We start from the raw sequence: 12752 nt of genomic DNA on the forward strand, positions 1-12752 counted from the left end.
TTTAGGGGTACTAAAATACGGAGCGAATGGTTTCTTAAAATCTGCCAAATGGCAAACGATGCATTAAAAAAATGAATGCATTGCACAGATTATCAGCAGTTTTGCAGGCGAGTTGCAGCGCGAATAGCATATCGCGCTACATTTTGATTACATTTTCCCGGTGTAATGCCAGGCGAGGTAGCGAAGCAGACGGATCTGTCGTTTAATGCGCGTCGGTTGCGATAGCAGACGGTACAGCCACTCCAGCCCCAGATTTTGCCAGACCTTGGGCGCACGCTTAACGTGGCCGGTAAAGACATCGTACGTACCGCCGACGCCCATGTAGAGGGCATCCGGACAGACCAGACGGCAGTCGCGCATCAGGATCTCCTGGCGCGGGGAGCCCATCGCCACGGTGACAATCTTCGCCCCGCTGTCACGAACGCGCTCAAACAGAGCCTGCCGATCTTCCGGTTTGAAGTAACCATCCTGACTGCCGACAATATTAACATTCCATTGACGACGCAGTTTCTCCTCCGTCTGGGCCAGTATCTCCGGCTTCCCGCCAATCAGGAACACGGGCGTGCCCTGTTCACCTGCGCGGGCCATAAGCTGCTCCCAGAGATCGGCCCCCGCCACGCGGGAAACATTAGCGTCAGGATACTTTTTACGGATAGAGCGGACCACGCTTATCCCGTCCGCATATTTAAATTCCGCCGCTTCAATCAGGCTTTTGACTTCCGCGTTATCCTCAACCGCCAGCATTTTTTCCGCGTTGATCGCCACCAGCGTACCGGATTTCATCTGGCCGTCGGCGAAAAGAAAGTCCAGCGCGTGCTGCATGTCGCGCCAGCCAATAAGCTGCAGGCCACGTAGCGCATAGCGCGGTGCAGAAATTTTATCAGTCATTACTATCCTTACTCAGACTTGCGACAGCGTTGTGCTGCCCTGCCGCTCGCGCCTGTGCACAAGCCCTGCGCTGTCAAACAGCCAGTACAGCAGTTTGGCCAGTAACAGGCAGAGGCCGAAAACAACCATGAAGAACACCACGCGCGAAACGAACGAGTCCAGCCCTTCGCGCGCCAGAACGATCATATTGAAAATGGCACCAAAGCAGAAACTGTGCAAAATGGCGGCCTTATAGCGGTTGGTCTCTTCGTTTCCACGCACGTAAAGCCAGTCGAACCACTTGATAATCAGCCCCACGGCAACCGCCCCGGGGAGAATGAACCACGCTCCTCCCATCACCACCAGGGAACCAATCAGCGTTGGCGAGATTGCCAGACCAGAATGGTTGTTCAGCACTTCCCAGGTAAAGTAATTTGCCGTGTTAAGCACCACGCCAGGCCGGTCCGGCCATAGCCAGGAAGGGATAAAGACGTAGAAGTCGCGAACAATCGGCGCCAGCCCCTGGAAATCAATCTTGTCATAGTTTTGCAGCAGCAACGCCAGGTTTTCCCACGGCGAGAAGGTATCGCGCGTCAGGTAAAGGAACGTGTAAAACGCCTCATCTCCCGCCACGTTCATTCCATAGCGCTTTAGCGCCAGCCAGAACATACCCACAATGCCAAACGCGCCTGCCGCAACCAGCATCCACAATGAGATCCAGCCGCGGATGATGCCGATAAACAGGAAGATCGCGAAGGCGATGATGATGTTCGCGCGCGTGCCGCCCACGATCATGTAGGTCAGGATGCCAAACGCGACGGTGCTAACCAGGAAGAACAGCCACGCTTTGCTGTCCTGGCGCAGGAAGAAGACCACCAGCATCGCCGGGATGAAGAAGTAGAAGAAACGCTTAAGCGCCACGCCCGAAACCTCGGCCGAAAAAATCTGGCTGTAGGAGTGGAGCTTAAACAGCAGGAAGCCGTTATGCATGAAGAAGATGCCGACGCTGACCAGGGCGATGGTCATCAGCATCACCCACGTCAGGTGGGTCTCCACCCTATTCATGGTAAAGAGCGCCCGACGCGGGGCAACTGTCTGCGCTGAACGCAGACGCGTTTTATAGGTGACGTAGTAGACGGCATAGAAGCAGGTTGCCGCCAGAAGCGCCTGGAGCAGGATTTCCGGCGGTGCGACGCTCACGTCAAAACGGAATACCAGAATGCTGGTTAGCGGGAAGCCGAAAAAGAAGGTCAGCAGAAACAGTAACGAGAAGAACACGTTAAAGTTGAAGCGCACCCGGCGGAATTCAAACCAGGTAAGCGTGGCGATAAACAGGGTGCTCAGAAGCCAGACAATCAGTAAGCCGCTGAATTGCAACTGACTCATACTTTGTCTCCTGAAGCGATACGCAGCGCGCGGTGCCACGGTGTGAGATAATTCGGGCTGAAAAAATCAATGCTATTTTTATCCACCAGCGTGAGCTGGCGTTGGGCTTCCCGTACCACCTCGACGTTCAGCGTGTCTGAGGTAAACAGCACGGGAATATGCTGCTCGGCCATGTCCTGCCAGAACGGGTTCTCGCGGTTTAGCACGCACGGTACCCCCGCCTGAATCAGCAGACATAGCGTGCCAATCCCCTGCTGTCGGGCAAAGATGAAATAGCCGAGATCGCATTTTCTCAGCAGCGCGAGATATTCCTCAAATTCCAGCTTATCGCTGAGAATGTGCAGATTTTCTGCGCTAAACAGCGCAAGCCCCTGTCGGCGAACCTCATCTATGTAAGCGTCGTTATTGGCAGGATAGCCCATCGGCACCACCACGTTCACCGTGTCGCCGAACTGCTGATGCACCGCCCTGAGCGCCGCGACGTGTTCGTTACTACGATCGCCGGAATTCCCCACCAGGATCGTTAGTTTGCCTTCACGCACCGTGTCATTCGCCATGGCGTTAAGCGCCGGATCCATGCGGGTGGGGAAATAAAGCAACTCGCCGCGCACGTTGGAGTGCTGTTTAGCAAAATAGTTGAGATCGCCGCGGGTAGCAAAAACGCAGCCCACGCGCCCCTGCGCCATGCGGCGCAACGGATAGAAAAGACGGAATTTCCAGCCTCGGGAGACTTCGTAGAGATCGGCTCCCCAGATATGCCAGCTGCACTGGGAGGGTTTAACCCCCCCGCTGAGAAGCGCCAGCCATAGCCCGGTATTAAACTGTCCGTGGAAGAAGAATCGTTGCTCGCGGTCGGCTTTCGCTTTGGCAACAACCGCCTTCGCCAGCGTGGCCTTGTCCGGCCAGAAGCGAATCGTCAGCGCCGGAAACGCCTCGCTCAGGCCCTTATCCTGACCTGCAACCATAAACTCACGCGCATCTGGATTACCCGATGCCAGCTCGTCGTTGAAGAACCGCAAAACGGTCTGGTTATGGTGTGGGATGTCCGATCCCAGGATGTGAATCAGTGCAGTCATGCGCGTTTACGCCACAATAAAAATACGCCGCAACAGGCAGCGAAATAAACGATATAGGTTGCCATGTAAGCCTGAGCCGCCCCCAGCGCGCCGTGCATGGGTATCAGCCAGTGCGAAAATGCTGTCAGTAACGCAAACTGGCTAATTTCCGCCAGGATATACAGCCGCAGGGACGCTTTTGCAATCACCAGGTAGCCGAAAACGTATGCACCCACTTTCAGCACATCCCCCACCAGCTGCCAGGCAAAGAGATCGCGCATGGCGATGAATTTCGCCGAGAACAGCAGCCAGATGGCGACATCGCGCAGTAGCCAGACGGTAAAGCTGGCAGCCGCGACGGCCGGTAACACAAAACGCAGCGATCGGAAAATCTCGCGCGTTATTTCCTGTCTGGACGTCAGTCGCGATAAGGTTGGCAGCAGGTAAACGCTAAAGGAAGCCGTAATAAACTGGAGATAGGCGTCGGAAATACTGCTTACGCCCTGCCAGATCCCGACCTCATCCCAGCTATAATGCGCTGCCAGCAGGTTTCGCATCATCACGTAGGCCACCGGCAGCGTGACGGAGGTAATGAGCGCCATCAGGGTAAATTTACCCAGCTGGCTGGCAAGGACCTTGTCCCATTGCGGTTTCAGGTAGCTAAGAGGGATGACGCCCCGGCGCATCAGCATAAATGCCGCAGGCACAACCACCAGCGCCGGGACCAGCGCAAGCCCCAGCAGTGCGCCTTCATAGCCGCCCAGGCGATAGCAAAAGTAATAGGCAATCACGCCGATGACGCTGCCCAGGATTAACGCAAGCGCGTTTCCGGCAGCATCACGAAACCCTTTCATCAGCGCCAGCAGCAGGTTAGCCCAGGCAATCCCCATCTGAACCAATGCGACCAGACGCACCAGCCCCTGGTAATGGGTGTGCCCGAACAATCCCTGGCTGATGGGTGCCGCCGCCAGCAGAAAGACAATCGCCATCAGGGTTGAAAAACCCGTGACCATAGCCGAAGAGGTGCCCACCACTCTGCGCAGCTGAGCCGCATCATCGTGATACTGCGCAACGTATTTGGTCACGCCGTTGAAGATACCGGCACCGGCCAGCACACCAAGGACGGTGATAAGCTGACGGAAATTACCCGCCAGCCCCACACCAGAGGGGCCAAATGAAACGGCCAGCAGCTTGACGACCAACAGCCCGGCGCCAATTTTTACAAGCGTGGACGCGGCGGTCCACACCGATGCTTTTGCCAGAGACATATCAGCCGAAATAACTCAGAAGGGTATTAATCACCGTACGCTGGTTAACGGGCGCGAGGTTGTAGAACAGTGGCAGGCGAAGCAAACGCTCACTTTCTTTAGTGGTGTAGCGGTCTTCACCCGCAAACGTGCCAAACGCTTCGCCGGCCGGACTGGAGTGCAGCGGGATATAGTGGAACACCGCCATAATTTCGGCCTCTTTCAGCCAGGCGATGAGCTCGCTGCGGTCGTCGTTATCGCGCAGCTTGATGTAGAACATATGCGCGTTGTGGACGCAATCTGCCGGGATGGTTGGCAGTTCAATACGCCCGGCTTTTGCCAGAGGCTCAAGCGCATCGTAATAGGTTTGCCACAGGGAAAGACGCTGAAGGTTGATACGCTCCGCCGCTTCCAGCTGCGCCCACAGGTACGCAGCCTGCAGATCCGCCATCAAATAGCTGGAGCCGATATCGCGCCAGGTGTATTTGTCTACCTGCCCCCGGAAGAACTGGCTGCGGTTAGTGCCTTTTTCGCGGATCACTTCTGCACGCTCCACGAGAGCCCGGTCGTTAATCAGCGTCGCACCACCTTCTCCACCCGCCGTGTAGTTTTTGGTTTCGTGGAAGCTAAAGCAGCCGATGTGGCCAATCGTGCCCAGCGCGCGTCCCTTATAGGTGGACATCACGCCCTGCGCGGCATCTTCCACCACAAACAGGTTATGTTTTTTGGCGATCGCCATGATGGTGTCCATTTCACAGGCCACGCCCGCGTAGTGAACCGGCACGATCGCGCGCGTTTTGTCAGTGATCGCCGCTTCAATCAGCGTCTCATCAATGTTCATGGTATCCGGGCGGATATCCACAAAAACAATTTTCGCCCCGCGCAGGACAAAAGCATTCGCCGTGGAAACGAAGGTATAGCTCGGCATAATCACTTCATCACCGGGCTGGATATCCAGCAGCAGTGCCGCCATTTCCAGCGATGCCGTACAGGACGGGGTCAGCAGCACTTTGGCGCTGCGAAAACGCTGTTCCATCCACTGCTGACAGCGCCGGGTGAAACCGCCGTCACCACAGAGTTTGCCGCTGCCCATAGCAGACTGCATATAGTCGAGTTCAGTTCCGACAACGGGTGGTGCGTTAAATGGAATCATCTTGTCACCTGTATAACCAGTAGGCGGTGGCGTCGATGTTGGCACCACTCGCAATATAACGTTTAAGCGCCGCGGTGTTGCCCACCTGGGTCGCCACCCGCAGCGTCACAAGCTGTTGCTGTTGCGCCCAGTGCAGCGCCGCCTGCATGAGTTTTTCACCCATGCCGCGCCCGGCTAATAAGCCAATACGCGCCTCGCGCTCGTTGAGCTTACGCAGTGAGACGAACCCCTGGATTTGACCGTCTCCTGCACGGAAAACCAGGCAGACGTGGTCAAAGGCGCCTTTAACCGCATTCTCTACCCACTGGGCATAGAAACGCCCGCTATCGTCAGGTGCATACCAGGGCGCACGAAAGCGGCTCTGCGCAAACGCCTGGGCCGCCATCTGACGCAGGACGGGGATGTCCTTTTCCGTTGCCATTTCCGCACCGGGCACATCATGCCGGGTAAGGGTAATGGAAAAGTCTACCTCACCTTCAACCAGCTGAAAGCCGTGTTGCTGGAGCGCGTCAAGCAGATCGGTACGCTCTGCCGGGATCTTAGCCTGCACCCGTTGCCAGGCGGTAAAATCCGGTTCAGTCAGTACCGGCGCGTCATTGCTCAGACGCACGATGGCCGACGGCAGACTGAAAAAGGTACTCTCCCACTGCAGGGGCTCGAGTACCCCGTTCAGGCTGTTCAACGCCAGACACCTTTGGTATCAACTACATACTGCTGACGCACCGCATTAGCGGATGTCGCTTTAAACTCTTTGTGATCCACCAGCAGCACCAGCACGTCCGCCGTCGCGAGCGCTTCATCCAGCGCCGTCAGCGTGCAGTGCCCCGCCAGTTTTGTCGGCAATTCATGGATATTCGGCTCAACCACCTGCGTTTCACCCTTGTGCCATCCGGCAATCATCTCAGCAATTTCCATCGCCGGGCTTTCACGCAGATCGTCAATGTTGGGTTTGAATGCCAGACCGAAACAGGCAATTTTCAGCTCGCTGGCGCGCTTGCCGCTCTCTGCCAGACAATCCGCTACCGTGGTTTTGACCTGATTGAGCACCCAGTGAGGTTTGCTGTCGTTCACTTCACGCGCGGTGCGAATCAGGCGCGCCTGCGCTGGATTCTGCGCCACGATAAACCACGGGTCGACGGCAATACAGTGTCCGCCCACCCCCGGGCCTGGCTGGAGAATATTCACACGCGGATGGCGATTCGCCAGGCTAATCAGCTCCCAGACGTTAATTCCCTGATCGGCGCAGATGAGTGAAAGTTCGTTCGCAAAGGCGATATTCACGTCACGGAAGCTGTTTTCCGTCAGCTTGCACATCTCGGCGGTGCGGGAGTTTGTCACCACGCACTCACCTTCCAGGAAAATCTTATACAGCGCGCTGGCACGTTCGGAACAGACTGGCGTCATACCGCCAATGACGCGGTCGTTTTTAATCAGTTCGACCATGACCTGGCCCGGGAGTACGCGCTCCGGGCAGTAGGCGATGTTGATATCCGCCTGCTCGCCAACCTGCTGCGGGAAGCTCAGGTCTGGACGGGCCTCTGCCAGCCACTGCGACATCTGTTCAGTCGCCCCCACCGGAGACGTGGACTCGAGGATCACCAACGCCCCTTTTTTCAACACAGGCGCGATTGATTTTGCCGCCGCCTCGACGAACGCCATGTCGGGCTCGTGGTCGCCTTTAAAGGGGGTTGGGACTGCAATTAGATAGGCATCCGCTTCAACGGGCGTCGTGCTGGCATGCAGGAAGCCTCCTTCCACCGCCTCTTTCACCACACGATCCAGATCGGGTTCCACAATATGAATTTCGCCACGGTTAATGGTTTCTACCGCGCGGGCGTTAATATCCACACCGACAACCTGTTTTTGACGAGAGGCAAACGCGGCCGCAGTAGGCAAGCCAATGTAGCCAAGACCAATGACAGAGATGGTAGTAAAACTCATAGCGATACCCGATTGTGTTTAAGTGCATGCAAAATACGGCCACAAGCCTGCCCGTCTCCATACGGATTATGGGCCCGGCTCATCGCCTGATACGCTTCATCGTCATGCAGCAGGCGCGTGACCTCTTCGACGATGAGCTGCGCGTTGGTGCCGACCAGACGCACCGTACCGGCTTTGACGGCTTCCGGACGTTCGGTCGTTTCACGCATCACCAGTACCGGCTTGCCGAGAGAGGGCGCTTCTTCCTGAATGCCGCCGGAATCGGTGAGGATCAGCCAGGCGTGATTCATTAGCCAGACAAACGGCATGTAGTCCTGCGGTTCAATCAGTAGAACATTGTCGACATGGCCCAGAATGCGATTAACCGGCTCGCTGACGTTAGGATTGAGATGGACCGGATAGACAATTTGCACATCGTCATTTTCCGCAGCGATTTCAGCCAGCGCGTGACAGATTTGCTCAAAACCCCGGCCAAAGCTTTCGCGACGGTGGCCGGTGACCAGGATGGTTTTTTTGCCGTTGTGCAGGAATGGATAGCGGGCAGCGAGGTCTTTCTGAAGATCGCTATTTGCCAGAACGCGGTCACGCACCCAAATTAACGCATCAATGACCGTATTGCCTGTCACAAAGATTTTGTTATCGGCGATATTTTCACGCAGCAGGTTCTGACGAGAATTTTCCGTTGGCGCAAAGTGGTACATCGCCAGATGGCCCGTTAACGTGCGGTTGGCCTCCTCCGGCCACGGCGAATAAAGATTGCCGGTACGCAAACCCGCCTCAACATGCCCCACAGGAATTCGCTGGTAAAACGCGGCCAGGCTTGTCGCCACGGTAGTGGTGGTGTCACCGTGTACCAGCACCACGTCAGGCTTGAATGACTCCAGGATCGGCTTAAGCTCTTGCAGAATGCGACAGGTTATCTCCGTTAAACCTTGCCCCGGTTTCATAATATTGAGGTCGTAATCCGGGACGATGGAAAAGAGCGTTAAGACCTGGTCGAGCATCTCACGGTGCTGGGCCGTGACGCAGACTTTTGCTTCAATATCCGGATCGCTGGCCAGCGCATGAACCAGAGGTGCCATCTTAATGGCCTCCGGCCTGGTGCCAAATACGGTTAGTACTTTCACATCGATTCTCTTCGATTAGGCGATGAAGGCCGCAGCCTTCATCGTAGACGGCGTTCTTAGTTTTTGCGACGACGCGTTAACGCCACGCCAGCGCCCGTCAGTGCGCCTACAATCCCCCACATAATCATCAGGAATGCACGACGCGGACTATCGCGTTTTACAGGTTCTTCAGGCGTTCGCAAATAACGATAGGTCTGAAAACGCGGGTCCAGAGAAGGACCTACATTAAGCGTGTTGAGCATCGCGCGATTTTGATCGTAATCGAGGTCAAAATCAGGACCGACGGCCTGGAGGTTTTCCAGGCGCGCCTGCAGCATGGGGCGGCCAAGGAGGAACATCTCTGAATCAGGCAGCTCATCAGCCGGCACGTCCGTCTCAGTGCGGGAAATATTGTGCTGTTCCGCAATTTTCAGCGCCTGCTCAATATTATGAACACGACGAGCGAAAATGGCTTTAGCCACCTCTTCCTGACGTTTCACCTGTGCTTTCATCTGGATTGTACGAGCCGCCCAGGCGCCTTTAAGCTCTTCGTTAAGATGGCTTGCGGCACGCTGGCTGGCAAACGCGACATACTGACGCAACAGGTTGTTAGCATCCGGCGCGGTTTCTGCAATCAGTTTGACGCTGTCGTTCACGTTACGCAGCGCGTCGCCCGGCATAAACTGAATATTGTTAATCAGATCGTCCAGCAGAGCGGCATCGGCTTTAGTGTTATCAACCCGACGCTGCTTGTAATAATCCGTCTGAGACCAGAAGTCGCGGCGCGTATCCCACGAAGCCAGTTGCATCACAAACTCTTTATAAGCCTCATCCATAACGGAGACCTGATCTGGCGTGGCGAGGTTGGCTTTGATATCCAGGTTTCGCAGGAATTGCTGCTGGGAATAGTATCCCCCAAGCATGTTAACCGTTGGTTTGTCCGTGATTGCCGTGGAGCTCCATTCTTGTTTTGCAAAGAACGTATAGGCCAGCGCTAACAGTGCAAAACCCAGCGCGATCCCCGCAATCCAAAGTTTGCCTGCCCATAACACGCGAAACAAACCCCGAATATCCAGTTCATTCTCAGTTACCACTGATTTCGCTCCCGCCAACGGTTGAGTCATCATAGTCCCGGTTTTACTTAGTTAATGTTGTGTTTTTGCCACTGTTACGACGCATCCGGCGTTTAATACGTTTTATGAACCGCGCTACTTTCCATGCGCGCTTGATGCAGTAGCCGTACAGGAAAAATGCTAGCAAGAATAATGCCAACATAACCCACTCAGGAATGATATGAGAATATTCTGCAGCTACGCCAATTGCGGCCAAAAGAGCAGCGGCCAGAGTAATCAGCACAAACGCCTGACGAGAAGTAAAACCCGCACGCATGATGAGATGATGAATGTGTTGGCGGTCTGGAGAGAAAGGACTCATCCCTTTGCGCAGGCGGCGATACATAATCGCCACCATATCCATCAATGGAATGGCAATAATCCAAAGCGCGGTTACCGGACTTATCGGGTGGGTTTGACCCTGCGTGGTTTCAAGCAGGATCCAGATAACCGTAAAACCAATCAGCGTACTGCCCGCGTCCCCCATAAAGACTTTATAGCGACGGCCCAGCACGCCGAGGTTTAAGAGGATATAAGGCAGAATGGCGGCAATCATGGCAAAACACCACATTGCCAGGCTGTACTGGCCATCAAACCATAAGATAATGCCAATAGCGGCGAAAGAAACGGATGACAGTCCACCGAGCAGGCCGTCAATGCCGTCCACCATGTTGAAAGCATTGATTGCCGCCCAGACGGCAAAGAGCGTCAGGAAGAAGCCAAATGGACCCAGAACTAACTCCCACGGGCCAAACACATAGCCGAGGCTACGCAGATACAGTCCGCCGACAACCATCATCACCACGCCAATGGCCGCCTGAACGGTGGCGCGTATTTTCACCGCGATATCGAAGCGGTCATCAAGAGCCCCGACTAACACCAGGACACCGGCGCAGGCAATATAGAGGGCGGCATGCGGGATATAATAGTCAGCAATACCAAACGTGAAGCAAATCCCTGCGTAAACAGAAATCCCGCCGACTAAAGGAATAAGTCCCTGATGGCGTTTACGAAAATTAGGCTTATCCACCAACCCTATTCGTTTTGCCACCTTGCGCGCAATGAACAAAAAACAGGTTGTGAATAAAAAAATACTGATCAGTTCAGTAACGGCGGTGAATAGATTCACAATGGATTGCTCTCAACAAATGTTAGTCCCGGAAGTATAACCATGAAGCCACAGCCTCAGAAGTAATAAAGATGGCTTCTTACAACTCCCTTTGTATATTTTTCAATCAATTATTTCTTTGGCTGCAGAAACGGCCCTATTGTCGCACCGACCGGTCAAAATTGGGAGTAGATGGTACTAGCGTATAGTCCATAAAAGAAAAACGCCACGTAAAAACGTGGCGTTTGCTGGCTTTATTTGCGTTACGAGCGTTTCATCATGTCAAAGAAATCGTCGTTGGTTTTGGTCATCGCCAGTTTGTTAATGAGGAACTCCATTGCGTCGATTTCACCCATTGGATGGATGATTTTACGCAGGATCCACATTTTCTGCAGCTCTTCCTGGGTGGTGAGCAGCTCTTCTTTACGAGTACCGGAACGGTTGTAGTCGATAGCCGGGAAGACGCGTTTTTCAGCGATTTTACGAGAAAGATGCAGTTCCATGTTGCCTGTACCTTTAAATTCTTCGTAAATCACTTCGTCCATTTTAGAACCGGTATCGATCAGCGCCGTCGCAATGATGGTCAGGCTGCCGCCCTCTTCCACGTTACGTGCTGCACCGAAGAAGCGTTTTGGGCGATGCAGGGCGTTAGCATCCACACCACCGGTCAGGACTTTACCGGACGCCGGCACCACGGTGTTGTAGGCACGCGCCAGACGAGTGATGGAGTCGAGCAGGATGATCACGTCTTTCTTGTGCTCAACCAGGCGTTTCGCCTTCTCGATAACCATTTCGGCTACCTGAACATGGCGAGATGCCGGTTCGTCGAAGGTAGAAGCAACCACTTCACCTTTAACCAGACGCTGCATCTCGGTCACTTCTTCCGGACGTTCGTCAATCAGCAGCACCATCAGCACGCAGTCTGGGTGGTTATAGGCGATGCTCTGAGCGATGTTCTGCAGCAGCATGGTTTTACCCGCTTTTGGCGGCGCCACAATCAGACCACGCTGGCCACGACCAATTGGTGATGCCAGATCCAGTACACGCGCGGTTAAGTCTTCAGTAGAACCGTTACCACGCTCCATGCGCAGGCGAGAGTTCGCGTGCAGCGGCGTTAAGTTCTCAAAGAGGATCTTATTACGCGAGTTTTCCGGTTTGTCGAAGTTAACTTCATTGACTTTCAACAGCGCAAAGTAGCGTTCACCCTCTTTAGGAGGACGAATCTTACCTGAAATGGTGTCACCAGTGCGGAGGTTGAAACGGCGGATTTGGCTGGGGGATACGTAGATGTCGTCAGGGCCGGCGAGGTAGGAGCTGTCTGCAGAGCGGAGGAAACCAAATCCGTCTTGCAATATCTCCAGCACACCGTCGCCAAAGATATCTTCGCCACTCTTAGCGTGCTGCTTCAGGATGGCGAAAATGATGTCCTGCTTGCGCATACGAGCCTGGTTTTCCAGCCCCATATTTTCGCCGAGAGTGATCAGCTCAGAAACCGGCGTATTCTTTAATTCGGTAAGATTCATAATGGTGTGGGTTCTTAAACTCGGGGTGATTCTCGAACTTAATGTTGTGAATGGTATGGCAGGGTCATCCATGCCTGTTTAGCGGCCATCAACTCATGTCTGTTCGCTGTCTGGTCACAGGGAAAGAACGCAGAACTGAAACGACAAGACGGATTGAGCGACAAGCCCGGAATTTAGCCACTTCACGCACTGTTCATGTCAACAACGGGAAGTATCGGGTAAAACAAGATTCAAACAACAAGATATGTTTAAAA

11 protein-coding genes are annotated in these 12752 nt (G+C 54.4%); all 11 read right to left on the reverse strand.

Annotated features, from left to right (window positions below; translation table 11 throughout):
• Window positions 1–147: 147 nt before the first annotated feature.
• The 11 genes from wecG to rho all read right to left on the reverse strand — a co-directional run bounded on the left by wecG (window position 148) and on the right by rho (window position 12498).
• Window positions 148–888: a lipopolysaccharide N-acetylmannosaminouronosyltransferase gene (gene wecG, locus ELK40_RS21810; protein WP_115877011.1), complete on the reverse strand. Its 741-nt coding sequence runs from the start codon at window positions 886–888 to the stop codon at window positions 148–150.
• A 12-nt stretch (window positions 889–900) separates the two neighbouring features.
• A complete protein-coding gene (gene wzyE, locus ELK40_RS21815) occupies window positions 901–2253 on the reverse strand; it encodes an ECA oligosaccharide polymerase (protein WP_127732598.1) in 1353 nt (450 codons plus the stop codon).
• Window positions 2250–3329: a TDP-N-acetylfucosamine:lipid II N-acetylfucosaminyltransferase gene (locus tag ELK40_RS21820; RefSeq protein ID WP_127732600.1), complete on the reverse strand. Its 1080-nt coding sequence runs from the start codon at window positions 3327–3329 to the stop codon at window positions 2250–2252. Before ELK40_RS21820 ends, wzyE begins: the two co-directional genes overlap by 4 nt.
• The gene (gene wzxE, locus ELK40_RS21825) at window positions 3326–4576 is read right to left on the reverse strand and encodes a lipid III flippase WzxE (RefSeq protein ID WP_111963520.1); all 1251 of its coding nucleotides are present in this window, start codon (window positions 4574–4576) and stop codon (window positions 3326–3328) included. Before wzxE ends, ELK40_RS21820 begins: the two co-directional genes overlap by 4 nt.
• Before the next feature lies 1 nt (window position 4577).
• Entirely contained in the window at window positions 4578–5708 is a 1131-nt protein-coding gene (gene rffA, locus ELK40_RS21830; protein ID WP_023309640.1) for a dTDP-4-amino-4,6-dideoxygalactose transaminase, read from the reverse strand.
• A 4-nt stretch (window positions 5709–5712) separates the two neighbouring features.
• Complete coding sequence (gene rffC / locus ELK40_RS21835; RefSeq protein ID WP_127732602.1) at window positions 5713–6390, reverse strand: dTDP-4-amino-4,6-dideoxy-D-galactose acyltransferase; 678 nt, start codon at window positions 6388–6390, stop codon at window positions 5713–5715.
• The gene (gene wecC / locus ELK40_RS21840) at window positions 6387–7649 is read right to left on the reverse strand and encodes a UDP-N-acetyl-D-mannosamine dehydrogenase (protein WP_127732604.1); all 1263 of its coding nucleotides are present in this window, start codon (window positions 7647–7649) and stop codon (window positions 6387–6389) included. Before wecC ends, rffC begins: the two co-directional genes overlap by 4 nt.
• Entirely contained in the window at window positions 7646–8776 is a 1131-nt protein-coding gene (gene wecB, locus ELK40_RS21845; RefSeq protein ID WP_115877005.1) for a UDP-N-acetylglucosamine 2-epimerase (non-hydrolyzing), read from the reverse strand. Before wecB ends, wecC begins: the two co-directional genes overlap by 4 nt.
• A gap of 56 nt (window positions 8777–8832) precedes the next feature.
• Entirely contained in the window at window positions 8833–9879 is a 1047-nt protein-coding gene (wzzE, locus tag ELK40_RS21850) for an ECA polysaccharide chain length modulation protein (protein WP_111963515.1), read from the reverse strand.
• A gap of 13 nt (window positions 9880–9892) precedes the next feature.
• The gene (gene wecA / locus ELK40_RS21855) at window positions 9893–10996 is read right to left on the reverse strand and encodes a UDP-N-acetylglucosamine--undecaprenyl-phosphate N-acetylglucosaminephosphotransferase (RefSeq protein ID WP_115877004.1); all 1104 of its coding nucleotides are present in this window, start codon (window positions 10994–10996) and stop codon (window positions 9893–9895) included.
• Window positions 10997–11238: 242 nt separating this feature from the next.
• On the reverse strand, window positions 11239–12498 hold the full coding sequence (gene rho / locus ELK40_RS21860; RefSeq protein ID WP_008501566.1) for a transcription termination factor Rho: 1260 nt from the start codon (window positions 12496–12498) through the stop codon (window positions 11239–11241).
• Between the last annotated feature and the right edge of the window lie 254 nt (window positions 12499–12752).

The sequence above is a fragment of the Enterobacter sp. N18-03635 genome, from assembly GCF_004006055.1.
Taxonomy (GTDB): Bacteria; Pseudomonadota; Gammaproteobacteria; order Enterobacterales; family Enterobacteriaceae; genus Enterobacter; species Enterobacter vonholyi.

What these genes read in the sequence shown, in the direction of transcription:
- wecG (WP_115877011.1), bottom strand. Translation starts at nt 888, where the DNA reads ATGACTGATAAAATTTCTGCACCGCGCTATGCGCTACGTGGCCTGCAG.
- wzyE (WP_127732598.1), bottom strand. Translation starts at nt 2,253, where the DNA reads ATGAGTCAGTTGCAATTCAGCGGCTTACTGATTGTCTGGCTTCTGAGC.
- ELK40_RS21820 (WP_127732600.1), bottom strand. Translation starts at nt 3,329, where the DNA reads ATGACTGCACTGATTCACATCCTGGGATCGGACATCCCACACCATAAC.
- wzxE (WP_111963520.1), bottom strand. Translation starts at nt 4,576, where the DNA reads ATGTCTCTGGCAAAAGCATCGGTGTGGACCGCCGCGTCCACGCTTGTA.
- rffA (WP_023309640.1), bottom strand. Translation starts at nt 5,708, where the DNA reads ATGATTCCATTTAACGCACCACCCGTTGTCGGAACTGAACTCGACTAT.
- wecC (WP_127732604.1), bottom strand. Translation starts at nt 7,649, where the DNA reads ATGAGTTTTACTACCATCTCTGTCATTGGTCTTGGCTACATTGGCTTG.
- wzzE (WP_111963515.1), bottom strand. Translation starts at nt 9,879, where the DNA reads ATGACTCAACCGTTGGCGGGAGCGAAATCAGTGGTAACTGAGAATGAA.
- rho (WP_008501566.1), bottom strand. Translation starts at nt 12,498, where the DNA reads ATGAATCTTACCGAATTAAAGAATACGCCGGTTTCTGAGCTGATCACT.